This is a genomic window from Cupriavidus sp. D39 (genome assembly GCF_026627925.1).
In the GTDB taxonomy this organism is placed as follows: domain Bacteria; phylum Pseudomonadota; class Gammaproteobacteria; order Burkholderiales; family Burkholderiaceae; genus Cupriavidus; species Cupriavidus ulmosensis.
Map to the genome: position 1 here is coordinate 301515 of NZ_JAPNLE010000001.1, position 24917 is coordinate 326431.

At 60.4% G+C, this 24917-nt stretch carries 26 protein-coding genes and 4 pseudogenes; 14 read left to right on the forward strand and 16 right to left on the reverse strand.

From position 1 onward, the window contains the following. Nucleotides 1-87: 87 nt before the first annotated feature. Together OMK73_RS01525 and OMK73_RS01530 are read left to right on the forward strand one after the other, a co-directional pair. Nucleotides 88-1521 carry an acyl-CoA carboxylase subunit beta gene (locus OMK73_RS01525; protein ID WP_267600387.1) on the forward strand — a complete coding sequence of 478 codons (1434 nt, stop codon included), beginning with the start codon at nt 88-90 and terminating at the stop codon, nt 1519-1521. Between the two features lie 12 nt (nt 1522-1533). Then, a complete protein-coding gene (locus tag OMK73_RS01530) occupies nt 1534-2880 on the forward strand; it encodes an acetyl-CoA carboxylase biotin carboxylase subunit (protein ID WP_267600389.1) in 1347 nt (448 codons plus the stop codon). 1201 nt (nt 2881-4081) lie between these two features. Here OMK73_RS01530 and OMK73_RS01535 read toward each other — a convergent pair. The 5 genes from OMK73_RS01535 to OMK73_RS01555 form a co-directional block, all read right to left on the reverse strand. After that, on the reverse strand, nt 4082-4861 hold the full coding sequence (locus tag OMK73_RS01535) for an HNH endonuclease (protein WP_267600390.1): 780 nt from the start codon (nt 4859-4861) through the stop codon (nt 4082-4084). Between the two features lie 815 nt (nt 4862-5676). Then, nucleotides 5677-5859 (reverse strand): hypothetical protein, encoded by a 183-nt coding sequence (locus OMK73_RS01540; protein ID WP_267600391.1) that lies wholly within the window; start codon nt 5857-5859, stop codon nt 5677-5679. 306 nt (nt 5860-6165) lie between these two features. Continuing rightward, a complete protein-coding gene (locus tag OMK73_RS01545; RefSeq protein WP_267600392.1) occupies nt 6166-6489 on the reverse strand; it encodes a hypothetical protein in 324 nt (107 codons plus the stop codon). A gap of 123 nt (nt 6490-6612) precedes the next feature. Beyond that, the gene (locus OMK73_RS01550; protein ID WP_267600393.1) at nt 6613-6903 is read right to left on the reverse strand and encodes a hypothetical protein; all 291 of its coding nucleotides are present in this window, start codon (nt 6901-6903) and stop codon (nt 6613-6615) included. Nucleotides 6904-7073: 170 nt separating this feature from the next. Next, nucleotides 7074-7370 (reverse strand): hypothetical protein, encoded by a 297-nt coding sequence (locus OMK73_RS01555; RefSeq protein WP_267600394.1) that lies wholly within the window; start codon nt 7368-7370, stop codon nt 7074-7076. A 637-nt stretch (nt 7371-8007) separates the two neighbouring features. Here OMK73_RS01555 and OMK73_RS01560 point away from each other — a divergent pair. From OMK73_RS01560 to OMK73_RS01605, 10 genes are all read left to right on the forward strand, one after another. Further along, nucleotides 8008-8934, forward strand: coding sequence for a replication initiation factor domain-containing protein (locus OMK73_RS01560; protein WP_267600395.1), 927 nt, complete (start codon nt 8008-8010; stop codon nt 8932-8934). After that, a complete protein-coding gene (locus tag OMK73_RS01565; protein ID WP_267600397.1) occupies nt 8934-9251 on the forward strand; it encodes a hypothetical protein in 318 nt (105 codons plus the stop codon). The genes OMK73_RS01560 and OMK73_RS01565 overlap by 1 nt, the downstream gene beginning before the upstream one ends. Further along, nucleotides 9251-9439 (forward strand): hypothetical protein, encoded by a 189-nt coding sequence (locus tag OMK73_RS01570; protein WP_267600398.1) that lies wholly within the window; start codon nt 9251-9253, stop codon nt 9437-9439. Before OMK73_RS01565 ends, OMK73_RS01570 begins: the two co-directional genes overlap by 1 nt. Next, nucleotides 9439-9660, forward strand: a complete 222-nt coding sequence (locus OMK73_RS01575; protein ID WP_267600399.1) for a hypothetical protein — start codon at nt 9439-9441, stop codon at nt 9658-9660. Before OMK73_RS01570 ends, OMK73_RS01575 begins: the two co-directional genes overlap by 1 nt. Further along, nucleotides 9660-9890, forward strand: coding sequence for a phage coat protein (locus OMK73_RS01580; RefSeq protein WP_267600704.1), 231 nt, complete (start codon nt 9660-9662; stop codon nt 9888-9890). The genes OMK73_RS01575 and OMK73_RS01580 overlap by 1 nt, the downstream gene beginning before the upstream one ends. A gap of 3 nt (nt 9891-9893) precedes the next feature. Then, a complete protein-coding gene (locus OMK73_RS01585; protein WP_267600400.1) occupies nt 9894-10139 on the forward strand; it encodes a major capsid protein in 246 nt (81 codons plus the stop codon). A gap of 150 nt (nt 10140-10289) precedes the next feature. Continuing rightward, nucleotides 10290-11660, forward strand: coding sequence for a virulence factor TspB C-terminal domain-related protein (locus OMK73_RS01590; RefSeq protein WP_267600401.1), 1371 nt, complete (start codon nt 10290-10292; stop codon nt 11658-11660). Then, nucleotides 11660-11977, forward strand: coding sequence for a DUF2523 family protein (locus tag OMK73_RS01595; RefSeq protein WP_267600402.1), 318 nt, complete (start codon nt 11660-11662; stop codon nt 11975-11977). Before OMK73_RS01590 ends, OMK73_RS01595 begins: the two co-directional genes overlap by 1 nt. Further along, the gene (locus tag OMK73_RS01600; RefSeq protein WP_267600403.1) at nt 11974-13215 is read left to right on the forward strand and encodes a zonular occludens toxin domain-containing protein; all 1242 of its coding nucleotides are present in this window, start codon (nt 11974-11976) and stop codon (nt 13213-13215) included. Before OMK73_RS01595 ends, OMK73_RS01600 begins: the two co-directional genes overlap by 4 nt. 104 nt (nt 13216-13319) lie before the next feature. Beyond that, the gene (locus tag OMK73_RS01605; protein WP_267600404.1) at nt 13320-14087 is read left to right on the forward strand and encodes a hypothetical protein; all 768 of its coding nucleotides are present in this window, start codon (nt 13320-13322) and stop codon (nt 14085-14087) included. Nucleotides 14088-14531: 444 nt separating this feature from the next. Here the strand turns inward: OMK73_RS01605 and OMK73_RS01610 are convergent, their stop codons facing one another. The 10 genes and pseudogenes from OMK73_RS01610 to OMK73_RS01650 all read right to left on the reverse strand — a co-directional run bounded on the left by OMK73_RS01610 (nt 14532) and on the right by OMK73_RS01650 (nt 23254). Then, a complete protein-coding gene (locus OMK73_RS01610; protein WP_267600405.1) occupies nt 14532-14813 on the reverse strand; it encodes a hypothetical protein in 282 nt (93 codons plus the stop codon). 34 nt (nt 14814-14847) lie between these two features. Then, complete coding sequence (locus tag OMK73_RS01615; protein ID WP_267600406.1) at nt 14848-15168, reverse strand: hypothetical protein; 321 nt, start codon at nt 15166-15168, stop codon at nt 14848-14850. Nucleotides 15169-15382: 214 nt separating this feature from the next. Further along, nucleotides 15383-16422: pseudogene (locus OMK73_RS01620) on the reverse strand (PDDEXK nuclease domain-containing protein). Nucleotides 16423-16991: 569 nt separating this feature from the next. Beyond that, nucleotides 16992-17395, reverse strand: a pseudogene (locus OMK73_RS01625) (helix-turn-helix domain-containing protein); the annotation flags it as partial. A gap of 45 nt (nt 17396-17440) precedes the next feature. Next, nucleotides 17441-18667 (reverse strand): polyhydroxyalkanoate depolymerase, encoded by a 1227-nt coding sequence (locus OMK73_RS01630; RefSeq protein WP_267600407.1) that lies wholly within the window; start codon nt 18665-18667, stop codon nt 17441-17443. Nucleotides 18668-18738: 71 nt separating this feature from the next. Further along, a pseudogene (locus OMK73_RS38665) lies at nt 18739-18876 on the reverse strand (YkgJ family cysteine cluster protein); the annotation flags it as partial. Between the two features lie 79 nt (nt 18877-18955). After that, nucleotides 18956-20812 carry an RNA polymerase sigma factor RpoD gene (gene rpoD / locus OMK73_RS01635; RefSeq protein ID WP_267600409.1) on the reverse strand — a complete coding sequence of 619 codons (1857 nt, stop codon included), beginning with the start codon at nt 20810-20812 and terminating at the stop codon, nt 18956-18958. Between the two features lie 148 nt (nt 20813-20960). After that, a complete protein-coding gene (locus tag OMK73_RS01640; protein ID WP_267600410.1) occupies nt 20961-22106 on the reverse strand; it encodes a DUF1275 domain-containing transporter in 1146 nt (381 codons plus the stop codon). Nucleotides 22107-22171: 65 nt separating this feature from the next. After that, nucleotides 22172-22986 (reverse strand): annotated as a pseudogene (locus OMK73_RS01645) (fused MFS/spermidine synthase). Between the two features lie 37 nt (nt 22987-23023). After that, nucleotides 23024-23254, reverse strand: coding sequence for an HPr family phosphocarrier protein (locus tag OMK73_RS01650; RefSeq protein ID WP_267600411.1), 231 nt, complete (start codon nt 23252-23254; stop codon nt 23024-23026). Between the two features lie 312 nt (nt 23255-23566). On the opposite strand from OMK73_RS01650, the gene OMK73_RS01655 reads away from it, so the two are divergent. Beyond that, nucleotides 23567-23770, forward strand: a complete 204-nt coding sequence (locus tag OMK73_RS01655) for a CopG family transcriptional regulator (RefSeq protein ID WP_267600412.1) — start codon at nt 23567-23569, stop codon at nt 23768-23770. Nucleotides 23771-23963: 193 nt separating this feature from the next. Next, complete coding sequence (locus OMK73_RS01660; RefSeq protein ID WP_267600414.1) at nt 23964-24290, forward strand: hypothetical protein; 327 nt, start codon at nt 23964-23966, stop codon at nt 24288-24290. A gap of 128 nt (nt 24291-24418) precedes the next feature. On the opposite strand, the gene OMK73_RS01665 is transcribed toward OMK73_RS01660, so the two are convergent. After that, nucleotides 24419-24841, reverse strand: a complete 423-nt coding sequence (locus OMK73_RS01665; protein WP_267600415.1) for an ACT domain-containing protein — start codon at nt 24839-24841, stop codon at nt 24419-24421. Nucleotides 24842-24917: the final 76 nt, after the last annotated feature.

Genomic DNA, 24917 nt, shown 5'->3' on the forward strand with positions numbered 1-24917 from the left:
AGACATTGATCGCGGAACTAGCTGAGCGGGAACATCGCGCCCGCCAGATGGGGGCTGGAGAAGCTGGCCGGGCGCAGGGCGGAAGGCGTGCTGAATGCGCGCGAGCGCATCGACTACCTGGTCGATGCCGGCAGCTTCCTGGAATCCGGCCTGCTGGCAACGTCATATCGCCCGGAGGATCGCGAGCGGTCGCCGGCGGACGGCAAAATCGTCGGTTATGCGAAAGTGGACGGCCGCGAAGTCGCGGTGGTCTCCAACGACTTCACGGTGATGGGGGCGTCGAGCAGCAATGTGAACGCCAGCAAGGTTGGGCATATGAAGACGGTCGCTACCAAGCGCGGCTTGCCGATGGTATTCCTGGGCGAATCCACCGGCGCACGTATGCCGGACACCATGGGAGCGCGCGGCATCGGCAGCGGCGACAAGCCTACCCAGTATATGCGTACCCGCGAGACGCCCTGGGTGTCGGCGGTGCTAGGCCATTGCTACGGTTCCTCGAGTTGGTACGCGGCGCTGGCGGATTTCTCCGTAATGCGCAAGAGCGCGATCATGGCGGTCTCCAGTGTGAAGCTCACCTCGATGGCGATCGGGGAAGCCGTGGATCCGGAGGCGCTGGGCGGCTGGGAAGTGCTCACCGGCGTGTCCGGGCTGGTCGATATGGCTGTCGATTCGGACGAAGAGGCGCTGGATGCGATCAAGCGCTTCCTCTCCTATCTGCCCAGCCATCACAACGAGGCGCCGCCGGTCCATCCGGTGCCGGCCGGATCGGGCCAGCAGGCCCATCGCATCCTGGAGATCGTTCCGGAGTCACGCACCAAGGTCTATGACGTGCGCAAGGTGATCCCATTGATCGTGGACGCGGACAGCATGTTCGAGTTGAAGGCTCGCTTCGGCAAATCCATCGTCACCGCGCTGGCCCGAATCGATGGCCACACGGTCGGCATCATTGCTAACAACCCGATGTCCAAAGGCGGTGCGATCGATGTCGACGCGTGCAATAAGGCCACCAGCTTCATGGTGCTGTGCGATTCCTTCAATATCCCGCTCGTCCTCATGACCGACCAGCCCGGCTTCCTGATCGGCGTCGAAGGCGAGCGTCGGGGTGCGGTAGGAAGAGTCATGAATTGGATGAACGCACTCTCGCTGGTCACGGTGCCCAAGATCTCCATCATCATGCGCAAGACTTATGGCCAGGCGGTGCTGAATATGGGCGGCGCAGGCAATGCCGATGAGGTCATCGCCTGGGTATCGGCCGAAGTCAACTTCATGGATCCGCGTTCCGGCGTTACCATCGTCCATGGCGTCAAGCAACAGGACGATCCCGGACGCTATGCCGAACTGCTCAGGGGCATGGAGCGCGACACCTCGGCATGGGACATGGCCGGCGCCTACTCGGCCCACCTGGTGATCAACCCCTTGGACACGCGGCAGACGCTTAGGCGTCTGCTGGAGGTGCACCGACTTCGGCTCAGCAACGGTGTTAGCCAGCATCTGATGCGCACCTGGCCTACCAGCTACTGAGGGCACGGGATCATGCGAAAAGTTCTCATAGCAAATCGAGGCGCCATCTCAGCACGAATCATCCGTACGCTGCGAAAGATGGGGCTGCGCGCCGTGGCGGTCTATTCCGAGGCCGACCGCGAGTTGCCGTATGTGGCCGAGGCAGACGAGGCCTATTGCATCGGTCCGGCTCCGGCCGTGCAAAGCTACCTGAATCAGGCTGCGCTGTTCGAGGCCATCGACCGCAGCGGTGCGGATGCGGTTCACCCCGGCTACGGCTTTCTTTCGGAAAATGCGCAGTTCGCCGCCAGCGTGCAGGCAAGGGGACTCACCTTCATCGGCCCGAGCCCGCGCTGGATCGACGCGATGGGGCACAAGACGCGGGCGCGCGAGTTGATGGCCGCGCAGGGCATGCCAATGTGCCGCTCGTCCGGGATCCTGCCAGACTCGGAAGCGGCCATCCGCGCGGCGGCCCAGGCCGTGGGCTTTCCCGTGCTGGTCAAGCCCGCCGGCGGCGGGGGCGGCATCGGGATGGTGGCGGCCACCGATATGGATTCGGTCGTGAAAGCCGTGGAGCGCGCACGTTCGCTTTCGGCGCGCAGCTTCGGTAGTAGCGAGGTGTATCTGGAGCAGCTGTTCGAGCGGCCCCGGCATATCGAATTCCAGATCCTGGCGGACCGCCACGGCAAGGTGCGTCACCTGTTCGAGCGCGATTGCTCGGTACAGCGCCGTCACCAGAAGGTCATCGAAGAGGCCTGCGCGCCCCGCCTGTATCCAGGCGAGGCTGACGAAATGGGCGAGCGGATCGCGCGGCTGCTGGCAAAGCTGGGCTACGACGTGATTGGCACTGTGGAGATGCTGCGCGGCGAAGATGGCAGCTACAACTTCCTGGAGATGAACACGCGTTTGCAGGTGGAGCACGCGGTGACCGAGGCCATTACCGGCCTTGACCTGGTGGAGGCACAGGTCAGGCTCGCCGCTGGTGAGAGCCTGGACGCCGTTGTACCGCGCGATGTCTCAGCCTGTGGCCACGCGATCGAGTTGCGCGTCTACGCGGAGGACCCGGTGCGTTTCATGCCATCGCCGGGCAGGCTCGAGGTATTCCAGCTACCGGCCGGACCCGGCATCCGGGTCGAGACGGGCTATTGCCAAGCCAATACGGTCAGCCCGTATTACGATCCGATGATCGCCAAGATCATCGTCCATGCTGCAGATCGCCCCGGCGCGATCGCACTGGCGCAAGAGGCCGTGCAAGCCACACAGATTGCCGGTGTGAAAACCAATCTTCCCTTCCTGGCAAAGACGTTGGCTCACCAGCCATGGCGCGACGGGCGTCTGCACACCGGGCTGGTTGCGGACATCCTGGCGGCAGGCACTTGAGCAATGGCCCCTATCCCTATGTCTTGGTGCTGCTGCTGCCTGTCTCTCGCCGATTGTCCAGGACGTTCTGAAATGTCGCACGGCCAGCCAAATTCAAATGTCGGCACGGGCGTTCGCTTTGTCTCGCGGGGTGCACCTGGGGCGTTGGCACTGGCCTGACGCGACAGAGATCCGCTCAGGGCGGGGCGCCTGCACCTAGGACTGGCTACGGTGTCGCTCGCCGTCAAGCAGCAGCGGCTGAATAACCGGCTCGATCTGGAGCGGGAGATGGCTTCCTCAGAAAACTGGAGCGTCTGCCCGCCGGGCGTAAGAGAGCCCCTTCTGCGACCAGCGACAATGTCGCTACCAGCTGATGCGGTGGTATGGCACGAGGCAAGCTGGCGTCCTATATACCTTCATCTTCGTGAAATAACGATGGGGCCGCTCTGCTCATGGCTCTCATTTTCTTTGTATTGCACATGCCACGACTTTTGCCGAATTCGACGTTGCCATCCCGCGCCACGATCAAGATATGCTCACATCTCGGGGATAGAGTACGCGCGACTCGCGCCGCGCAAGGGCTACCAATCGATCAGGGCGCCCGAAAGTGCCGGGTGTCTGTGGGAATGTTGTCGAAATTGGAAAACCGGAAGGGCGTTCACCTTGACTATGCTCTCCGCGCTCTGGACGGCTTGGGTTTGACAATGCTGGTCGTCCCAAAGGAACACGTGCCTCTCCTCTAGAAGGCCGCAGGGCGGGGCAGGGATCGGGAATGGGATTAGTTGCCGTCCAGGCATGCTGGACTGCCCTGACGAGAAACGCGAATTAGCTGGACTGCTCCTCATCGGGTGCAAACTGGCTCTTCCCGACCCCTTGCGGTCGCTCGGCGATGCAAATCGTGAATGGCGCCTTCCCTGCGTACTTCGGTCGTCCGAGTCGTTGGCCCACAGGACTAGTGGCTGCTGTTGCCGACATTGCGAAGAGGGAAGAACGTTTGTTCGCTGGCCCAGTATTCGCTGTTCGTCCACGGGCTTTAGAGATCTCAATGCATCTAAGTGAGCGCCCCAGCTTTTCGGACTCTATGCGGGGCAGAACTGTACGCACTGAACCAAGGTGGGTACGACGGCAATGTCCGACGCACAAGCATTCGTGCTTCACGATCGGATCGCAGGCCTAACCGGCGACGACGGGGGCGCGTGCAGGTCCGATCGCCGCCCCGCCGCTATCGAGCTGACTTCATCACGTAATTTTCACGTTCCTGCTCGCGCCGCTCGAACTCCGCATTGTGTTGTCTTAAGTAAGCTGCCCGCCGGTCGCATGGCTTGCTTTGAAGATCCTGGATGGGGCCGAGCCTTTCCAGATCACGTTGCATCACCGACTTGGACACTTCAAGCTTGCCGTTCGGCCGGAAGGTGATCATATAACGGTCGAATAGCGCGTCCAGGTTGGCCGACAGTAGCAACCCGTTTTTTGGGTCGAGCTTTTGCGCGCTATCTGACTCCTTCCACGGCACGATATGCGAAGCTCGCAGCGCCGGCAGCACGGCCAGCCGCGTGGCCGCACACGCGTTTCCGAATTCCTGCTGCAAATCGGCTCGAAACTTCCCCTGTCCCAGGCGAATTGCCACCTCGGCTAAGCGCTCTGTCTCAGGTTTGGACGTGTCTTCCAGAATGTCGCGCACGTCATTCAGGATCTGATCTGGTTCCTCGCTGCCCGTTGCCCCGAAGAGGACTTCGTCGATCCTCCTTGCCCAGCCTTGCATCAAAAGCAGAGTCGTCGCCACGTCTTTGACATAGAGATACGACTCGCCGGAGTCACTATGGACATGCAGCAGGTCGGGGTTACAACCATGTTCCCTGGCGAACGCGTCCTTGTCGAAGCCGTCGGGAGCCTTGGAGATCGAGTAAGGCGGCCTGTCCTTTGGGAATCGGTACAAACAGGCATATGGGACCTTCGCCCCCAGATGGCCTTGCTTGTCAGGCCAATGTAGATGCCGCGCCACGTGATGCGCAACGTTTTTCGTTGATCCGGCTGAGGGCCCTGCGACGTGGTAGCGACGGCAAAGCCTTCGGCTTCCAGCGCACCGATGACGCTCGCAGCAAAATCATTGGGCGGTTTGCCCGTATAGGCTGAAAGATCAGGCATTGAACAAATAAATCTGAGTGGATTGCCCACATTATAAGCACTCTGGTACAGCGGTCCTTCATCAACCACCACCGTGCAAGCCGAAGAACGGCGGCAATATAGACGTTATGCTAGGCATGAGGGCGTTGCTGGAACATCGAACTTTCGCTATGAAAAAATCAGGCGACGGCGAAGACCGCTGGACGAATTCAAGACCAACCCAGAACAGAGTGAATCAATCCCATGAGCTTGATCGAACGGAAGATTCTTGACCACGACGAATCCGGGTACCTCCGCTGGATTGACGGGCACCGACACGGCCTTGTTTTGACGACTACTCTCGTTTCACGCCTGCAATGCAGCGGCCCGGTGCGAGCAGGACGCGATGCCCGAATGTCACTTTTTCGGTCTTGACGAACGATGGCCTTTGGTCGAGCTCTGCCTGACTCGGTGGGCTAGGTTCGACCCTCTGCTGCCGGTCGCCATCGTGCGACCCTTGTGTCGCGTTTCGGGTGCCGGCGCGTACGAGGCCAATCCCGACATCCATTGCTTTGCCCCCGCAAGACTACTACGGGTGAGTTCGCTGACATCCTAGTCGCGACCCCGATCATTCGCAGCGTCCGATTGATGTACGCGGCGACCGATGACGTGTCCCCCTAGTCCAGCGTGCAGAACGGGTTCTGTAAGCAACTTCTAGGGCTGTTGGGCCGAGGGCAGGATTTGGCTGTCCTTAAGAAGCTGAACGATGGCAGAGGCATCAAGGTCCTTGCGCCGAAAGTCGTTCACCTTTGCGAAGGCGCCAAGCGATAGCTGCTCAAGCCGGGCTGCAACCTCATAGTTCTCTTTGGCAAGATCCAATTGCGGTGGTGCCGCCATGTAAGTGATGAAATCCGATGCTGTGGGCTTTGTACCCGACCAAAGTTTTCGTAGTTCTGTCCGGAACTGTGGCCCCGCTCCATCGACTAAGGCGCGACTCGCGCCGCCAATGGCGTCCGCCGCAGCGTGGCGAGCGATTAGATTAGAACGTAGGGCCTTCCCTCGTGCCAGTCGCCGCAGCGGCGATGCGTTCCTGTTCACGCGCGATCTCGAGAGTGTCGCGCAGGTTGAGGCGTAGCATCTCGATTCCGCCAACGTAACCCCCAAGGGCGCTTGTCGCACGTTCCTCGATCTCGTCTGCCGACGTCAGTCCAGCTGCAACGAGCGCGCAAATGTCTTCGCGATCGTTATCGGCGAGCCGCGCGATTTTGCTGACAGCGAGATCCACGGGGAGAGCACGCGCACCTGTATCTGATCCAGGCCCAGGTCCACCGGTATAGAGTCTTCCTGGTAGTCCTCGTGCATCAGCGCGAACGTTGGATTGTAGTTGGTGTCCAGGTAGATGACCTGAGGCGTCCCGTCCTCCAAAACCACGTCCACAAGCACATCCTGAGGCAGCAGTACCCGCCCAGCGAACTCGGCATCAACGTCCGTCGTGACTCGGCTTGCCGTATAGAGGTGCACGGCCATCCCGCCAGCCAGGTAGACCGTCAGTGGCTGCCGAAGGAAAGGCGCTGCTCAAGCTGTTTGAACAGCTCGCGAAGGCCCTCGGCAAGTGCCGTGCGGGTGTGAAAGGAAATGTTGCGGACCATTTTAGTGAGGCCGCAGCTGCATCGTCAGCATATCGCGCAGCCGAGGCAAGCCCAATACCCAGCCTTTCCGAACTACCTCAGCGCTGGACACCTTGTCGGTCGGATGCAGACGGAAGTATTGGTCGCTTGCATGCATCAAGCGCCCTGATTCCACTGGCAAACGCGACTGCAGCACCATCGCGGCAAGACGAAAGACGTTGGCTTCTCGCTGATCGAATGCTGCCGTGACGTCACCGCGCGCCGCGGCCGCGCACCGGCCCAAGACGTTGCGCTCGTCGTCCCTCGATGTCATGCTTCTGCTCCGAACGTTCTGTTGCTGGCCAATTGCTAGCCAGTAGTCCAACTGTACCGTTCCCAGTGGCCCCAAGGCAATCTCGACTGGCGGCACTTGGTCGCGCCCCGCTAAATGCGATGCATAAAGCACATAATCGTTAAAAAGTTAAGTCAAGCTTGAAGCTGGTGTCACCACGCGGAAACCCAATGCCCGCGCGGCTCGACAAGTGACACCAGCCACTTAAAACCCTTGGAAATTTTTTCCAAAAGCCCCTTTCTTTTAGCGTCTTCTTCGACCAGCGCCAGGAACATGTCGCGCGGGTCGATTCCGGCCTCTTTCGCAAGCAAAAACGCTGTTGCGTAGTCGGGCAGGCTCTGTCCGCGTGCGTACCGATCCATGCTGGATTGCGATAGGCCCATATCTTGCGCTGCCCTATTTACAGTCCTGCCGTGAAGCGCTTTGGCTATCAACTCTTGGTAGCTCATAGAAACCCTCTTGTTGCCTGGTTACCCGCCGATGGGTAAGTTCCGCATTACCCACACGCGGGTAACTCGCTGGTGGGTAAGTCAAGCGAAATATAACGGGTAAACCGGGCAGGGGTTAACAGATGGGTCAAACCGTGCGTAGGGGCGTTGCAAAACCGAAGGTAGGGGTGGACCCCTTCCAGAGCGCTCAGGCGCCCCAATGGCTCGTAGAGGTTCGCGCCGAACGCCTTGAAGAGAAGGCCGTCGCCCGCCAGCGAGCTGCAGCTCGTCAGTACGCCGCTGTCTCGCAAGCGGCTTCCCTGCCGTTCCCGAACTGGGACCTTTTCTGATGGCCACGATGCGTTGTGCTTCCTGCGGCTGGACGCTTTGCCAGCCTGATTCCGGGGTCTGTGGTTGCGGTGGCCGCATGTTCCCGGTCGAGGTTGAGGGTTCGGGCGTTCTTGAGTCCGATTTTGACGAGGTGGCCTTCTGATGGCGATGCGCGTGCAACTTGACACCGGTGAGGCCCTCGTGGCGGGAGGCGCTCGGGCCGGGGACGGAGCGTCAGCGACGGCACCGGCGCGCAGCGCCGCTTCCCCCGTCCGGTAAAACGGGGGAAAGTGGTCAACGCGAGGCACAGCAGACGATCTGCGACTGGTTGACCTTTACCTTCCTGCCTTGCGGCAGCGTTGGCGATGCCTTCGAGCAGCTGCGCCGCTACTTCCATCTGTGGTTCTCCATGCCGGTCACGCTCAATGCCAACGGCTACGGCTTTCGGCGCTATGAGTCCAGCTCGGACGTGATGGCTTACGTGAATGGCGAGACGGTGCGCCTGGGCATCATCGGCGCCGGTGGCGAGCATGTGGGCGGCACGGTGTGCCTGGACCTGTCGGGCGTGGGTTGCGCTGCCGTGGTGGACTGGGATGCGGTGTACGCGACCTTGCAGGACCTGGATGCTCGCATCACGCGGTGCGACTTGGCGCGGGATTTCTGCGATGGCGAAGTATCGGTTGACCAGGTCGAAAGCCTGTATTTCGCGGGCGACTTCAATGCCGGTGGGCGCATCCCGGTGTATCGCAAGATCGAGAGCGGGGTGGCAGGGGCTGGGGCCTGTGGCGGGCGCACATTGGAGATCGGGCGTCGCAAGAACGGCAAGATGCTGCGGGCCTATGAGAAGGGGCGGCAGCTTGGCAAGCAGGACAGCGAGTGGTTGCGCATCGAGATCGAGTTTCGCTCGAAGGACCGCAAGGTCGAGCACGATATTTTGATCAACCGCGATAGCTATTTCGTGGGCGCATACAAGGCCCTGGAAGCCTTTTTGGATGCCGATCCGAAGCGGCTGGCCACGGACCAGAAAACGGCGCTGGAAGTGCAGGACGAAATCGTCATGGAACGCACGCTTGACCATGTACTGCATCAGTACGGGCCGGCGTTTAACTACGCCCAGGTCAATCCCAAGTATCACAACGCTGCTGCGCTTGTGACCCGTGTCACCCGCAAAGGGTGCCGGCGCAAGCGCATAAATCTGCTGTGGCGCGGCACGTGTATGGCGGGCACGCACCTCCGCCGTCTCAGGAGTAAATGATGGAAATGATCGCACGCGTCACGATTCGTGGCGCCAAGTACTGGGTGGGCACGATGGAAGGCAAGCAGCTGGACACGGGCACGGTTTTCACCGATGTGGAGTTGCGGGGCGAGGACTCGAAAGGCGTTTGCACGCAGGCGGTGAAGTGCGAGAACTCGGAAGTGGTCAAGTCCATCATCAACAACCCGTTTCCGTTCCTGGCGGAGATCACCATGATCGAGACCAGCAACGGCAAGGACAAGGGCGATGTGAAGATCATCACCGGTATCAAGCCGCTGCAGCGTGTGGTTGAGGGTAAGGATAAGGCTGCTGCCTGATGGATGCGCAAGACCGGCAGAGCGCGCTGTGGGATCTGCGGGGCCTGCGCAACAGCTTGCTTTGTCATCTCGACATTGCGGAGCTGTTGCAGCGCTATCCGGCTTGCGCGCCGACGTTTCCGAAGCTCGTGGCGCTTAGCCTGGTGCTGTCGCTGGATGAGCTGGGCGGTTTGATGGGGGAGTGGTGATGAATATCTCGCCTATGGCGTGGGATCAGGTGGCGAACTTGGTCACGGTGTCTGTGTTCTCGGTGATCGCGGGGGCGATGCTCGGGGGCTTTATCTACAGCCTCACCAAGAATGTGTGGGAGCACGTTGGGGAAGTGCTCGCGCAAAAGATCAACGCTGCAAATCAACGCAAGGTGCGTGAGTTGTCAGCGCGGGTGTGGCGGGAAAAGAGGGGTCTGTAATGGCTTTGTGCGTTCAGTTCGTCTCCGGCCAGCTGCAGCAGATCCAGGGCGATGCCTTGGCCTGCGATGGCTATTTGCTGGTCACCAAGGACGAATGGGCGTTGTCGCATTCGCTGCCGCCACTTTCGATGTCGGACGGCGCGATGATTGGCGCGGCGATCATGTTGGTGTGGGCCGCCGCGTGGATATTCCGGCCGATGGGTCGGCTTTTTGAACCTCAGGGAGATTGAAAAATGAAGAAGAACTTCAGCGCAGTAAAGGCTCTGGCCGCTCGTGCAGCTCAAAAAGCGGCGGTCGCTGGTGTGGCGGCGGGTGGTGCGGTGGCCGCTCATGCCGATGGCATCACGCCCCCGGACACGTCCTCGATCGTGACGTTTATCGTCGGCTGCGTGGCGGCGGTTGCTGCGATCGGCGTGGCGACCCTGGGTGTCAAAGCCACGGTGGCCTGTTACACCTGGGTGCGTTCCGCGATCAAGTAAGGCGGGGGCTTTTCGGGGGTCAGCCCCTGCTGTTCGACGGGGGCTTCGGCCTCCGTTTTTCGTTTACGTCAAGGGGTTGTGATGGCGGGTTACTACGTGCTGGTCGCGTTGTTGGGGGCGGGATGGATTCTTTTTTCCGGGGGTTGATCTGTGCGGCGCTTCTTCTTTCTCTTTCCGGTTGCGCTGGGCTGCTTCGGCATCCGCGCGATTCGTGCGATGTCTCTTACCTTGGCTCTATGTGCCTTTGGCCTGAGTACGGCTTCTGATTGCTTTGCAGCGGCGCCGCAGACGATGTATCGGGTCACTAGTTACGATACTTGGCAGACTAGCAAGGATGCGGCTTGCCATGCGTATATCACGCGTGCGGACCAGGGGCAGGGCAATTATCATTTCCTCAGTTCTGACCCGACGTGTGATTATTACTATGGGGCAACGCAAAACGGCGGGAACACGTATAGCAACACCTATAACGCTTCCACGCTTTGCGCGAACGGTTCAAGTCCTGATACGTCGAAGCCGCTTGCACAGCAGTGTGCGGCAGTGTGTCCAACTGCCGGGACCGTTCTTCCTGGCGATCACTACACGGTGACGTCTGCGTCGCCATTGGCGGCTGGTCTCAACTTCTGTGTGCTGGAGTGTGGGATGACGGCTAGTGGGCGCGCTGGCGGCAAGGATTTGACTACCGGCAAGTGGACATATCAGTTTATGGGACCGCTGCAAACGACTGGTCAGAACTGCTCGGGCAATGGGACTGGCGCGACTGACCCTGTGCAGGATGCGCCGATCAAGTGCAGCGCTGGCATGTGCACGGGGACGGTCAACGGGGTCGATATCTGCGTGAAGTGCGTGCAGGTCGATAACGCTACGGCGGGTACGGTGACGACGACCAATCCCGATGGCTCTACGACGAAGGTGAGCACTACGACAGAAACGACGGTCAACAACAACAACGTCACGACGACTACCACCACGACAACTACGAATACTCCGGCCGGTGGGGGTACTCCGACCACGCAGACCAAGACGGATGCAAACACGGAAAGCAAGGACTCGTTCTGTACGAAGAACCCGAGCGATCCGGTATGCAAGAAGTCGCTCGACAACACGGCCAGCGGCGGGGATGACTGCAATACGCCGCCTAGCTGCAGCGGCGATGCCATCCAATGCATGATGGTGCAGCAGCAGTGGAAGTCGCGGTGCGACCTGCAGAAGACGGATGATGCGACCGCGTATGGGGTGCAGTTGACGACCGGGCAGGATCCGCAGGCTAGTACGTTGCCGACGCCAAGCGGGGCGACTGCGATCAGCATGAAGGACCAGTACGCGGCGGTGGACAGTATGGGCGTCGTCGCCAAGTGCATCCCGGACGTGGACATCTCGTTGCCGGGCATCGTCTGGATTGCGCCGACTCACATCACGATCAGTACCGCGCCGCTGTGCGACATGGGCAAGCTGTTCGGCGCGCTCAATATCATCGGCACGCTCGCGCTGTGTGCGTACATGCTGAAAGGAGCCTTCTGATGCCGTTTATCACTGCGTTTGCCGCCGCCATCGTCGCCATGCTGGCGCGGGCCGTGGTGCCTCTGGTGGGCAGGGTTCTGGTGGCGCTTGGCCTGGGGTTCGCCAGCTTCACGGGCATTGATTTGATGCTCGGGGCCTTGACCAAGCTGTTCAAGGACAAGCTGCTTGCGATGGGGGATCTGCCCTGGAACATCGTGGGCGTCCTGGGCGTGCTGCAGGTGCCGTACTGCTTCAATTTGATCGTCACCACGCTACTGATCCGGGCCACGCTCAATGGCCTGACCGGTGGCTCTCTGCGGAAAATTATCTCCAAATGATCCATCGCCCCGTCCTGTCCTGGCTGCGCCACTCCGGCTTTTTCGGCTTTTCCCTGCTGACCCTGATCACGGGCCAGCCGGGCAATGGCAAGAGCCTGTACACGCTGTTTTTTGTGGAGGAAATGCGGAAGCAGGAGAACCGTCCGGTCTTTTATCACGGCATTCCGGAGCTGACGCTTGATTGGCAGCTGCTTGAGGATCCGACCAAATGGCATGAGTGCCCGCCCAAGTCGATCATCGTCATCGACGAGGTGCAGAAGGTCATGAAGCCGCGTCCGTCATCGTCGGCGCCCCCGGTCCATGTGCAGGAGCTGGAAACGCATCGGCACAAGGGCTTCGACCTGTTCTTCATGACGCAAGACCCGTCGCTGGTCGACAACCACATCAAGAAGCTGGCCGGCGAGCATGTCCACCTGATCCGCCAGTTCGGGCGGCAGGCTGCTGATGTGTTCAAGATGCAGAAGGTCCAGGACCCGACCAATGCCAACCTGAAGCGTGCGCAACGGTCCTCGTTCCCGTATCCCAAGCATGTCTTCGAGTGGTACAAGTCGGCCGAGGCTCACACCCACAAAAAGAAGCTGCCGCTCAAGTACAAGCTGATGTTCGTGCTGCCGTTCGTGGTGCTGGCTGCGCTCGGTGCGGGCGGGAAGCTGTTGTGGAACCTTGCTCATCCGGCGGCAGAGAAATCCGCCGCGGCTGAACCTGAGGGGAAGAAGGGCGCGAGTCCAGCCGCGGTGCTCAGTGGCCCTGGTGCTCCTGGCACGCAACAGCAGGGCGGCCCGCTGACGCCGGAGCAGTATGTGCAGCAGTACGCGCCGCGTGTGGCCGGTCTGGACTACACCGCGCCTGTCTACGACGAGCTCACCAAGCCGAAGCGGGTGCCGGTGCCTGTGGCCTGTGTCAAGGTCAAGCACGGCTGCGCCTGCTACAGCCAGCAGGGGACGCGGTTGACGGTCGCGGATGGCCAGTGCCTGCAGATCGTCAAGGACGGTTTTTTCATGGCCTTTGACGCTGACGGTGTCGCGCCTGCCTCGGGGGTGCAGCAGTCCGCTGTGGCGGCGCCTGTGGCTTCGCCAGTTGCAGAGCCTGTGAGGCGTGTAGAGGCGCCTCCACAGTACGCTGTGGTGCCGGTGGCCGCTGCGGGTCGTCTGGGTTCTCGGAGGCTGACTGCGCTCGATCTGGAGGGTTTTGGCGAGGATGAGCGCGTTGCCCAGGATCCGCGCAACTCGAAGCGTTGATTCGGATCTGCGCGGATAGCTAATTTTCGTTACGGCTAAAGTGTAACGGATATTGAATATCCGTTACGCGTAACGTAAAATAAAGTCTCAGTCAGGGGGTGAATATGCGTGACGTAACGGATAATCGTACTGCGGAGCTGCCGGTGGGTGAGACGAAGCGTGGCCGGGGTCGTCCGCCGAAGGCCAATGCCTTGAGCAATGCAGAGCGCCAGGCAGCCTATCGCGCTAGGCGCAAGTCTTCCGTTACGGTAACGGAAAATGCCGGCGTGTTCCGTGGCGAGGTCATGCACCAGGGTTTCGACGGCCTGGAGGATGCGATGGCTGAGTTGCGGGCTGAGCTGGAGGCGACCAAGGCCGAGCTGGCCGAAGCGCATGAGGCTATCGATGAGATGACTGGCCAAGTGAAGTCGTTGCGGGCTGAGCTCGACGGCTCACGGCGCCAGGTCAAGCTTTCCGAGGCTGAGCGCAATAAAGCGTTTGAGGCATATAGGAAGTTCGAGAAGGAGCATGTTGAGCGCCAGGCGTACCAGGGGCTGACCGACGCACACCATGAGCTGGTGGCGAAGCATCGGAAGGTCCTCGAGCAGCTCGATGTAGTCAAGGAGCGCGCCGCAAAATCCGTTACGCGTAACGGAAATCCGGTGGACTTCGATTTTATGGTCCAGGTGGTGAGGTGTGTTCGTTCCGCTCGGGACTGGCGTAAGCGCTATGAGCTTTTTGACCTGGTTGGGTGGAAGCGCTTCAATTGCAGCGTAGCGACGACCGACGAGATGCGCGAAGCGTTGCGGGACGCTATCACCGGCGATTCCACGTCAAGGATGATTCGCAACGCGGAGAAGCGTGAGGCGCAGTCGCGTAACGAAAAGGCGTAACGAAAAAGGGCGCCTAGCGTTAGGAGTGTCTGGGGGCTGGGCCAGGGTGGGGAGCGCGACCGGCCTTGATCTGTGCAGCGGGCTTGTCCGGCCCGAAGGGCACTCCCCAGGCCGAGTAGCGGGCTGTGCGATGTCGCTCCCTGCGAAGCTGCCGCGCCTGGTCCTCCTCCCTCCGCTTTGAAAGCTGCTTTTCTCCCGCCGAGCTGGTGCACCTGGTGCGTTGCTCTGAGAGCCAGGGCGTTCTTGCGATCAGATCGGTTTCATCGGGCAGGCCCTTTTCTCCGGGCATGTCTCGTGGAACGGGCCGGGCGCGCGGGCGAATGTTGCGAAGCAATCCCCGCAGGGGACAAGCTCGTAAGGCAAAGCCTGGAGAGCGCAGCACAGCCCTTCGCGCGCGTCGCGCCCGGCCCGCTGGTTTTGACTTTCGGCTGGCCCGCCCAATACCTAGCACCGGCGCAGAATTATTTCCTCTTGAACCTGCGCTAGCTGCGCTCGCGCCAGGTCCTGTTCCAGCTTCCATCCGGTTCGCCTGAGCTGGTCGATCAGCATGTTTTGGTCGACCATCAGTTGCGCGCATCGTCCTGCAGAGTAGGGGGCGCTTTGGGTTGTCTCCACGCTTACGGTTCCGTCAGCGTTTTTCGTTGTGGTCGTCGTCGTGGTGACGGTGTAGGCCTGCGCCATCGGCGTGGCTGCGATCAGCAAGATCATGGCAACTGCGGTACGCATGTGACCTCCCTTTTTTTGTAAGGGGGATTTTACGTTACGTCGTGCCGTTACGCTTATTTCTCGCCTTGTGAGAGTGAAACCACGTTGACGCTTCTGCGACGGCCGGTCCGATCTCGAACATTTCTTGCCAGGCGCGCTGCCGTTCGAACTCATAGACCTTGAGGGTGTCGATGGTCCAGGCCGGGATGGGCCGGCGTCCGGTTTGCCAGTCTCGGATGGTTCTGTCGCAACGTCGCAACACCCTGCAGAGGGATTGACGCGGCAGGCCACTTGTGTGTTTGTCGAATTCGACGGCGCTGGCCCAGTGGCGTGATGGATTGTTCATTGATCGCATTGGCAACAAAAAAGCCAGCACGGTATGGGCTGGCTTCTTCGTTATCCACCCCCGACGCCGGGGGCTTGACTGATGGTTTTGGTGCTTCTGCTGCTTCTGAAACTTGACTCACTTCCGTCGCATAATGCGCATTATGTCAAATTGTTAACGTGTGAACGATTGGGAGAGGCTCATGGACGCCGACGCGCCAGCACGGGAGGCCGCGGTGATCTCGAGCGCGGCGGTGCCTGCAGGCTTAATCCCCCTCATTACGCCGGGTGTCAGGCTCCAGTTCCTGAGTCAACGCCTCGACGCTCGGCAGACTTTCCTGCAGTTCGGCCGGCAGCTCCGCCACCAGCTGGTACTGGGCCACGCCAATCGGATTGCCCATGCCGCGCAGTGCGTATTCGACCACCAGCCGGTTGTGCTCCTGGCATAGCAGCAGCCCGATAGTAGGATTGTCGGCCGCTGTCTTCATCTCGGCATCGACCGCCGACAGGTAGAAGCTGATCTGTCCCGCATACTCCGGCTTGAAGGCACCTGTCTTCAGTTCGATTACGATGTAACAACGCAGCTTTAGGTGGTAGAAGAGCAGATCGAGATAGAAGTCCTCGCCCCCACTTCGAGATGGACCTGGCGGCCAACATAGGCAAAACCGGCCCCAAGTTCGAGCAGGAAACGGGTAATGTGGTCGACCAGCGCTGTCTCCAAATCTCGCTCCGTCGCATCGACACGCAGGCTCAGGAAGTCGAAGACGTAGGGATCCTTGAGTGTGGCCCGCGCCAAATCCGACTGCGGCGACGGCAGCTGGGCGGCGAAGTTGTTTGGCGCCTGTGCCGCCCGGTCGACTAGGCGAGTTTCGATCTGCGCCACCAGTACGGCGCGGGACCAGCCGTGCGCGACCGCCTGCTGTGCGTACCACTGGCGCTGCTCGACCGATTTGAGCTTCTGCAGCAGCACCTGGTTGTGTCCCCAAGGCAATTGTCCAACAAGCTGTTGGACAATTGCTGTATCGGGCCACGCTTCGGCGAACGCGCGCATCGCCATTAGGTTGGAGCGCGAGAGCCCGCCCATGTCGGGAAACGCCTGCCGCAAATCCTGCGCTAAGCGCTCGATCACTTTGGCGCCCCACCCCTGCTTAGCCTGCCGTTCAAGGATCTCCTTGCCGATATCCCAGTACAGCGTGACCAAGGTCTGGTTGACGGCAGTCGCAGCGCGTTGCTGCGCGCGCCCGATGCGGGATTTGAGTGAGGCAAGCCAATCAGCATAGTCGGGAGGCAGCGGCAAGGAAGCCATGGCAGGGAGGCAGAGAAGATGCAGTACGAGCAGTATAAAGTACGCAGGCTTCGCCTTGCCTTAGTCCATGCGGCGCCCAATCAAGTGGGCGGACTTGAGGACCACGCTGGGCGGCTACGAGCGACCATCGCGGCCACACAAGGTGGACTGCCGGTAGGTCCGCCAACTACGCGAGGTCAGCCTGAGGGATGGTGGGGACCGATCGGATGCAGACGATCCACGATACCGCCTACCCGACGCTACGACCGAGCTCGGTGTCGCCGAACTGAAGGAGGCATTCACGCCGACTGCAGCCGAGATCCGCTTCGTCAGAATAGGGAGATGGGTTAAGGAGCCTAAACGATTGGTGCCATCGGGTCGCCGTGGCAAATCGTCCAAGTTAAAAATAGTCGGATAGCATATTCAACACAGCATGCTGTGCCGCGCCTGCACGCGTCAGAAGGACGTCCTGTCCAATATCGCGTTGCCGGAAAACCGTTCGAGTGGTCCCCTGGCTCGGCTGCCTGAGCATGACCCTGGCGGCTCCCGGCGCCATTCCTTGGCGTGATTCCCCGGCAGGCGGAAGCGCTTGCGCGTTGATGGCGCGGCTGGCGGACTTGGGCGGGCGCAGCTACCTCGGGACCCAGAAGCCGGCATCGATCATGATCCGCCGCACGGTCTCCTTGGCCAGGTCGATGCCGTGGAGCTCGCGCAGCTCCTCGCAGGCCAGAGTCGGCCCGAAGTCGACGTAGGTGTCGCGGATCCGGCCGCGGGCACGGGCTTTGCCGGTTGCTCTCGTGGCCGCGCTTGCGGGAGCCTAGACCGCTTGGACCGTCTTCGCGATATCGGAGTACCAGGCGTTCCACCCGGCGCTGGGACAGTCCCAGCTTCTCGGCCGCGCGCCAAACCATCAGACCATGCTCACGACAGTCTGAATCACCCTGAGCCGGTCCAGTTCACGCATCGACATGGTCACCATCTTGGGCTTCGGCATGGCCGGCCCTTCAATCCAAGGGGATAGAGCGCCAGCATTCTCTCGTTAGCCTACAGGTATGACATTTCTATTTGGCTCAAGAGCCGTTGCTGATCTGATTGCAAACGAAATGGCTGTTAGCGAAAGCATTTGGCAGAACTTATTTCCCTGCCTTCGATTCACCGCCTGACGCGTAGTTGGTTCGCCCTTATGCCTCCAGGGCCTCACGAATTTAGCCTTGCGGCCGGCGGGCAAACGCGCGTACCCATAGATGAGAGCGCGAATGCGCGGGTAGACCTCAGTGCGCCATCTGGTGCCGGAGAAGATGCCGTAGTGGCCGCAGCCGCGAGCCGTCAGGTGATGCTTGTGGGAGGCTTCGATACCTGTACAGAGATCGTGCGCGGCTCGGGTCTGGCCCGGGCCGCAGATCTCGTCGTGCTCACCTTCCACCGTGATCAGCGCACCGTCCCGGATATCGCCCGGACGCACACGCCCGCCACGCACGCGCCAAGTGCCGCGTGCCAGCCGACATTCCTGAAAGACCACCCGCACCGTCTCCAGGTAGTATTCAGCAGCCATGTCGAGCACGGCGTTGTATTCGTCATAGAAATATCGATGCATCTGAGCCGCCTCGGCGTTGCCTGCGGCCACGTCGAAGTAATAGTTCAGATGCGATCTCAGGTGGTGATCCGTGTCGATCATTTCTCGCTCAAACCAGTCGAGCGACTTGTTGACGGCTAGCTCGTCGACCGTCGTGGGCTCGCCACGGCTCGCCATCAGGGAAACCGCGGCGAGCACCGGCACGGTCGATTGGCATACCGAGACGATATGGAGGTCCGGTCCCAGGTAATCGATGAACTCGTGCACGTAGGCGACATAGTCGTCGAGATGAAAGGCGCCCTCGGCGAGCGGGACTTGGCGGCCATCGCGCCAGTCGGTGAGATAGACGTCGAAGTCTGGCAGCGTGGCCCGCACCGTGTCGCGTAGCAGCGTGGCGTGGTGGCCGGAGAGCGGCGCGACGAGCAGGATGACCGGATGGCTATGACGCGTCGCGCGCTCAAAGTGGAGCAGGCGGCAAAACGCCTTGTCCAACACCACCGTTTCGGAGGCCGAAACGCGGTTGCCATCGATCAACGTTTGCGTCAGACCGAATTGCGGTTTGGGATAGCGCTTCCATAGCCGCACCAGCAGTTGACACCCGGCAGCGAGATGGCGGGTAGGGATGGCTGACGGCGATTTCTCGAAGGCTCCCAAGAAGCTGGCACTTGCCTGCAGCCAGGGAAGGAACGGCACCCACGCAGCTCTATGCAGTTCATATAATTGATACAAAGTTGTACTTCTCTTCAACCGCCATGATTCCAGTGCTCGGCATCGCTCTTGACGGGAAGCCTCGACATCTCTTCCGTTGAGGTCGTCACCGGTCCACAGCAGTCATGGCATCCAGGGGGGCACTCGAATGAGGGAATCCGTGAGCGAAAGAATCTAATTTTTTGACTAGTCATTTGTGCGTCTAACCCCATTGACCTGTCCGCGTACCTCTGGTCGACCTGACGGCCTGCTAACGCATCGCGTGCGAAGCACTCACGACTCGCCGCGATAGGCATTCAGGCGTTCGGTGCTCTCGGGCTTCCGTAGCTTTCGCAGGGCTTGGCTTTCCAGTTGCCGAATACGTTCGCGGGTCACGCCGAATTGCAGGCCAATCTCATCCAGCGTGTACTCGGTCGCCGTGCCGATCCCGAAGCGCATCCGCAAAATCTTCGCCTCCCGCGCACCCAGCGTCGACAAGACGGCTTTCAGGTCCCGCTTGAGCCCCGCTTGAACTGCCGCATCAAGAGGAGAGGCGGTGATCTCGTCCGCCAACGTGTCTCCCAGCAACGCATCCCCGCTCTCCCCAACCAGCATATCAAGCGATACCGGCTGCTTGACAACGTTCAAAATGGACTTGATCTTCTTCTCGCTCATCCCCACCTTGGCCGCCAAGACATCCGGCGTCGGCATTGCTCCGGTTTCACTGAAGCACTCGCGCGAGGCCCGATTGATCTTTCCAACGACCTCCACGAGGTGCATCGGGATGCGGATGGTGGGTGCCTTGTCAGCAATAGAGCGAGTCACCGCCTGGCGAATCCACCAGGTCGCGTAGGTCGAAAATCGATAACCACGGCGGTAGTCGAATTTATCCGCCGCCCGCATCAGCCCGATGTTGCCCTCTTGAATGAGATCCAACAGTGGCAAGCCACGATTGATGTATTTCTTGGCGATTGAGACGACCAGGCGAAGGTTAGCCTCGATCATCTCGGCTCTTGCTTGGCGAGCCTTGACCTGCGCTCTTGTCACCAGCCGGCCGACTTCCCTCAGATCCTCAAGGGGAATAGCGGCGCGAGATTCTATGGCAAGCAGTTGTTGCTGCAGCGCCTGGATTTCCAGAATCTGCCGCGGCGGCAAACCGTTGGGGGTAGGACAGTCCGCCCCAAGCGCTTCCGGCCAGTCGAACTGGATTTCACGACCCTTTAAGCGCCGCGCGAACTCATCGCGTGTCATGCCGCATTGATCGATCAAGATCCCAGCGAGTCGCCGTTCGGTTTGACGAACGTCCTCAAGATGCACGTTGAGGACTCGGCTGAGCCGCTCAATCGCGATGGGGCTGAAGCGCAGCTTGGCGAGCACACATCGAAACGCTGCCAGCGCCTGCATATCGCGGAGCGTGCCACCTTCATGAGGCCCGTGGGATGCGGTCGATTCGATAAACCGTGTTCGTACGATGGCGAGCCACTCAAGTACATCACGCTTCAAAACGGCAGTCGACGTCGCCTCCGAGGCGGTGTTCGGACTCTGGGCGCGATCATCGAGCTCGGTATCCTCCTCACCTACGCTGGCGTCGAGATGTAACCCTGTATCCGTGCCCGGATTGTCAGCGGGCACGGTTTGGGCATCGACGACGTGATCAACGAGCTCATCTACGGACAACTCGTCGCGCTCGACTTGCTCGGCCATGGCTAAGAGCTCGGAGACGACGGTTGGACACCTCGCCATTGCGTCAACCATTTCCATGATTGCCTCTTCATGGCGGGTTGCGATCTCTACCTCGTTCTCGCGCGTTAGCAACTGGACGGCGCCAATTTCCCGCAGATACATCTGCACGGGATCGGTGGTACGACCGAATCGGTTATCGCTCTGCGTGATGGCTGCGGTAGCTTCCTCCAATGTGGCCTCATCGGAGCTTGAGACTGGCGCGTCCTCGACTAACAGCATCGTGTCGGCAGGCGCTCTATCCACGACCTCAATGCCAAGTTCCGCCAACATCGCCAGAATTCTGTCGGTAATGCTGGCTTGGTCCTTGCCGTCAGGAAGATGGTCGCTGATTTCACCGTGGGTCAGGAATCCGCGCTCCTTGCCGAGCGCGATCAGCGTAATCAGGTTCGTTTGTTGGTTATCGTTCATCTGACACACAAAAGTCGGGCACGGGAGGCGCACCCATTCACAGCACTCCCCAAGCACGTTATCGATGGCTCCAGGCCATCACGCCGTTCCCAATTTGGCACCAAGTTGGCCGACCGTGGGTACGTCACTCCTACTTCGAGCGTTCGAGTCAAACACGCAGGCGAGCCAACCAGGCCACCACCATCGCGGCCGCGCCAAGCCAGAGCGCAACAATCACGACGACCGCAACGCGACTGACGGGGCGCTCCGCAGCGAGCGCTGCGGCGGCGCGATGCTGTTCCATCACCTCAGCTGGGATCAACCGGACCACCAGCAACACACCGAGGGGCACCAGCACCACATCATCCAGATAGCCCAGGATCGGGATGAAATCCGGAATCAGGTCAATGGGAGATAAGGCATACGCGGCCACCAGCAAGGCTAGCGCTTTCGCATACCAAGGCGTGCGAGGATCGCGCGCTGCCAACCACACCGCGTGGACGTCTCGCTTGACCTCGCGTGCCCATGCGCGCGCGCGTGCGGCTAGCCGCGGGAGGAAATCCGAGCGCAACATGTGGATTCGCACATCATCCATGACGGGTACCGCGCCAAGGGCGAGCAGCAAGGTGGCCAATGGGAGGGTGACGCTGAACCCAACATGCCGAAACCCCACAGCCCCAACGACTCCGCCGGTGAAGAACAGTGCGACCAGCGTCACGAGCACACGCAGTTTCCTCCGGTCGGCCAGCACAATGGGCTTGGCGGCATCGGCTTTGGCCAGGTTCCAGTAGAGCAGCTTACCCAGTTCAATGCCGATGTCGGTGACCATCCCCGTGATATGCGTGGTCCGGATCTCGGCCTTCGAGAGCTTGGTGATCATTGCATTCTGCAACCCCATGATGAAGCAAAGCACCATGACCGTCGCCGGCACGAACAGCCATTCGTGATGCTCGAGATTGCTGCCTAGCAGACCAAAACATACCAGCAACGCCGCCTCCAGCATCAACGGCAGCGCATATTCGCTGTGCAGGCGCTCGCGCCGCCCCCAGTTGATCAAAATCGCAGAGCAGGCCGCGCCCGCCAGAAACGATAACAAGGCACCGAGGCCGTCCAGAATGAGCCCGACACTGCCGAGCGCCAGATTGTCGGCCATGGCGGACACGATGCCCGACATATGGGAGGTGTACTGCTGCACCGCCAAGAATCCGCCTGCATTGGTGGCGCCCGCCACAAAGGCAAGATAACGCGCCAGTTGCCGGTTGGCTTCTGGACTGCGCTCCCTTCCAGTCAGTCTGCGCAAGTATCGGATCGGCATGGTCGCATCGGTGGGCGTTACCTTCGGTTCAGACCGTGTCTATCCAACATCGGCCCGCAAGCTCATCAGCCCGTGAGCTTTTGCCAGAATGTGTGATCTGACGCGAGCCGTTTGCCCTGTTTCAGACGACGCGCGGCCGCGCGCAGATTCAGGGGATGCGTGGTTTCCAGTATGCGCGCGCGCATCAGCAGTTCGTCCAGCGAGGGAAGTGCCCGCGCGCTCTTCCAAGCGAGCAGCGTGTAGTTGCAACTGTCCTCAGACAGGGAAATGGAAAATGAGTCGCCGAACACCGAACGAACTTCGCCCAGATAGGAAGGGATATCGGAATCGCTGTCGAGGAAGTTCGCGACCAATACCCCATTGTCGGCGAGCCGGGCATGGCACGCCGCGTAGAAGTCCGCGCTGCCCAATTGTGTCGGCATGCCATGTGCGAGAAAACCATCCACCAATATGACTTCCGGCCGCGCTTCCTGATTCTTGACATACTCGGCGCCATCCGCGCAAACCACCTCGAGCCGTTCGTCGTCGGGCGGAATGTGAAACGTATCGCGCAGTGCAATCACCGCCGGATCGATTTCGATGGCGACAACCTTCGCATTCGGAAGATGCCGATAGCAATACTTGAGTAATGATCCCCGCCGAGGCCGATCATCGAGATCCTGGTCGGTGCCGGCTGCAGCAATAAAAACGCCATCATCGTCCGCGTGTAGCCAAGAACAAGCTTGTCGGGGTCGCGTCGCGACATGATGCTTTGGGTAGCCAGCGCATCGAAATGCAGTGAAATTGCAAGTGGGGTTTCCAGTACCGTCGGCGCGCCGTCGTCGGGGGCTTCGGAGAGAAACTTTAAGTAGGCTTCAAAGGACGTGCGATTGGGGTCCATGTGGGGAGCTCGATCAGGCGTGGTGGTATTCAATTCCTCACTCCGTCAGCAGCGCGGCGATGACTTTCACGGCAGCGACTTCATCCGGGCCGGTGGCCTGAATACGCACCCGGGTCCCCGCCCGCGCCGAGAGCCGCATCACGTCCATCACATTCTTGGCGTTCGCCGAGCAATCATTGCTGACAAGCAGGATCTCGGACTCGAACTGGGCGGCGGTAAAGCTTAGCCGCGCTGAGCCGCGTCCTTGCAAGCCCATGCGATTGGTCATTTCAATTGTCGCGTCTACCACGTCGCCCTCAAATAAAAAAGCGGCCTCTAAGCAACTTGCCTACATTAGGCCTTCTGGCTTGCCACCGTTGGCCAAACAGCCAAACAAGCTCGCCTGGGTATGCACGAACAATGCCGGCGAGCGCACCATAGATCACATCACTAGGCTTTCCATGCCTTCCGGGCTTCTGTCAGGGGCCAATACCTGCGACCACATCTTGGGGACACGAAGCCATGTAACCACAGGCTGCACCGGGCCGCACAGTTGTATATAATGATAACGCTATTATCATACAACACTATTCTAGAGCGCATGGAATCCAAGACCGCCCGTTTCACCGTGTTGATCGACCCCGTGAAGAAGAAAGCCTTTGAAACCCTGTGCGCGGCGCAGGATCAGACGCCGTCGCAGGTGGTGCGCCAGTTGATCCGCGACTATTTGGAGCAGCATGGGGTGGTCTATGCCACCCGGCCCCAGGTTGGCGCTACGGTTCTTGCGAAGAAAGACCGCGAGTGACCGATGTCCGCATAGCGGACTACCAGCCTCACCCTGCAGGTCGGCCTCGGCATCGCACTGAGAATGACCACTGCGAGCATCCCGAGATGCCTACCACCCCCCAATCGGGGCCTTCCATGCGTGGTGCTGGCCTCAAGCTCATCCTTGGCTTTACGGCATGCCGAGACCGGAGTCAGGGTCTGGGGGGACATTCATGTACAAGCCGGCGGTCACCTATCGCGTCACGCCGCGCGCAAAAGCGCTCGATGACGGTAGCTACCAACCAAAGGTGCTGGTGGCAATCTATCGGGGTGACGCCTTGCTTAGAGATGTCGCGCTTTACGCGAGATGCGACGCTTGTCCGCTGCGCGTCACTGCGGCAAGGCTTGCTGAAGCGCTGGCCTTGCGGATTCAGGCGGTACTCAAGGATGTACAAGAGACGGATGACGTCGCCACGGCCGCTATTCAGACACTATTGCGACGCATTGGGCTCAGGACGAGCCTACGATCAGCCACCATGCGTGGTACTGGCGTCAACTAGCCGGGTTCGGCAACAGGCAGGGTGGCGCAGGACCGCAGATCCATGCCCTTCAAGCGGGCCATGTGAATACGTCTCCTCGGCGCTCCGGCGCCCCACTACTACTCTCCTTGATGCATGAGCGCTGGACCTCAGGCAGCCTGGAGAACCTCAACTACCTTATTGGCTTCGGCTTGCGAGTCGACTGCCACATAGGCGACAAACTGCGTACCGATCACCGAAGCGGAGAACCCGCGGAGGTTCAAATTCGCTTCGGCAAGCTTCTCCGTCAGCGCCGATGCGATGCCCGGTTGGTTGATCCCCATCACACGAACGCAGTGCAGCGTTTGTGTCACGTTGAAGCCAACCAGAGCCGCGGCCACAATCTCTCTATCACCCTGTAGTGGGGTGACAAATACGACGCCCTCACCAGGTTTGTCCGGATTGCGGCGCGCGATGATGAGTTGCAGATCGGCTCCCACATCGCATAGGGTGGCCAACGTTCCGGCCAGTCCACCTGGCTTGTCCGGAATCCCTGCCACCCAAACCTCCACCTGTTCCACAAGCAGTTCCATGGCCGCCTCTCCGTCCTCCATACGGCCAGTGGAGATGGTCACTCCCCCGGTCGGTTCGTAGTCCTGTCGCCGCTTG

Coding starts and splice junctions, on each gene's coding strand:
- OMK73_RS01530 (WP_267600389.1), top strand. CDS start 1,534: ATGCGAAAAGTTCTCATAGCAAATCGAGGCGCCATCTCAGCACGAATC.
- OMK73_RS01540 (WP_267600391.1), bottom strand. CDS start 5,859: ATGGCGGCACCACCGCAATTGGATCTTGCCAAAGAGAACTATGAGGTT.
- OMK73_RS01545 (WP_267600392.1), bottom strand. CDS start 6,489: ATGGCCGTGCACCTCTATACGGCAAGCCGAGTCACGACGGACGTTGAT.
- OMK73_RS01550 (WP_267600393.1), bottom strand. CDS start 6,903: ATGACATCGAGGGACGACGAGCGCAACGTCTTGGGCCGGTGCGCGGCC.
- OMK73_RS01555 (WP_267600394.1), bottom strand. CDS start 7,370: ATGAGCTACCAAGAGTTGATAGCCAAAGCGCTTCACGGCAGGACTGTA.
- OMK73_RS01565 (WP_267600397.1), top strand. CDS start 8,934: ATGGAAATGATCGCACGCGTCACGATTCGTGGCGCCAAGTACTGGGTG.
- OMK73_RS01570 (WP_267600398.1), top strand. CDS start 9,251: ATGGATGCGCAAGACCGGCAGAGCGCGCTGTGGGATCTGCGGGGCCTG.
- OMK73_RS01575 (WP_267600399.1), top strand. CDS start 9,439: ATGAATATCTCGCCTATGGCGTGGGATCAGGTGGCGAACTTGGTCACG.
- OMK73_RS01580 (WP_267600704.1), top strand. CDS start 9,660: ATGGCTTTGTGCGTTCAGTTCGTCTCCGGCCAGCTGCAGCAGATCCAG.
- OMK73_RS01585 (WP_267600400.1), top strand. CDS start 9,894: ATGAAGAAGAACTTCAGCGCAGTAAAGGCTCTGGCCGCTCGTGCAGCT.
- OMK73_RS01595 (WP_267600402.1), top strand. CDS start 11,660: ATGCCGTTTATCACTGCGTTTGCCGCCGCCATCGTCGCCATGCTGGCG.
- OMK73_RS01600 (WP_267600403.1), top strand. CDS start 11,974: ATGATCCATCGCCCCGTCCTGTCCTGGCTGCGCCACTCCGGCTTTTTC.
- OMK73_RS01605 (WP_267600404.1), top strand. CDS start 13,320: ATGCGTGACGTAACGGATAATCGTACTGCGGAGCTGCCGGTGGGTGAG.
- OMK73_RS01610 (WP_267600405.1), bottom strand. CDS start 14,813: ATGCGTACCGCAGTTGCCATGATCTTGCTGATCGCAGCCACGCCGATG.
- rpoD (WP_267600409.1), bottom strand. CDS start 20,812: ATGAACGATAACCAACAAACGAACCTGATTACGCTGATCGCGCTCGGC.
- OMK73_RS01640 (WP_267600410.1), bottom strand. CDS start 22,106: ATGCCGATCCGATACTTGCGCAGACTGACTGGAAGGGAGCGCAGTCCA.
- OMK73_RS01650 (WP_267600411.1), bottom strand. CDS start 23,254: ATGACCAATCGCATGGGCTTGCAAGGACGCGGCTCAGCGCGGCTAAGC.
- OMK73_RS01655 (WP_267600412.1), top strand. CDS start 23,567: ATGGAATCCAAGACCGCCCGTTTCACCGTGTTGATCGACCCCGTGAAG.
- OMK73_RS01660 (WP_267600414.1), top strand. CDS start 23,964: ATGTACAAGCCGGCGGTCACCTATCGCGTCACGCCGCGCGCAAAAGCG.
- OMK73_RS01665 (WP_267600415.1), bottom strand. CDS start 24,841: ATGGAACTGCTTGTGGAACAGGTGGAGGTTTGGGTGGCAGGGATTCCG.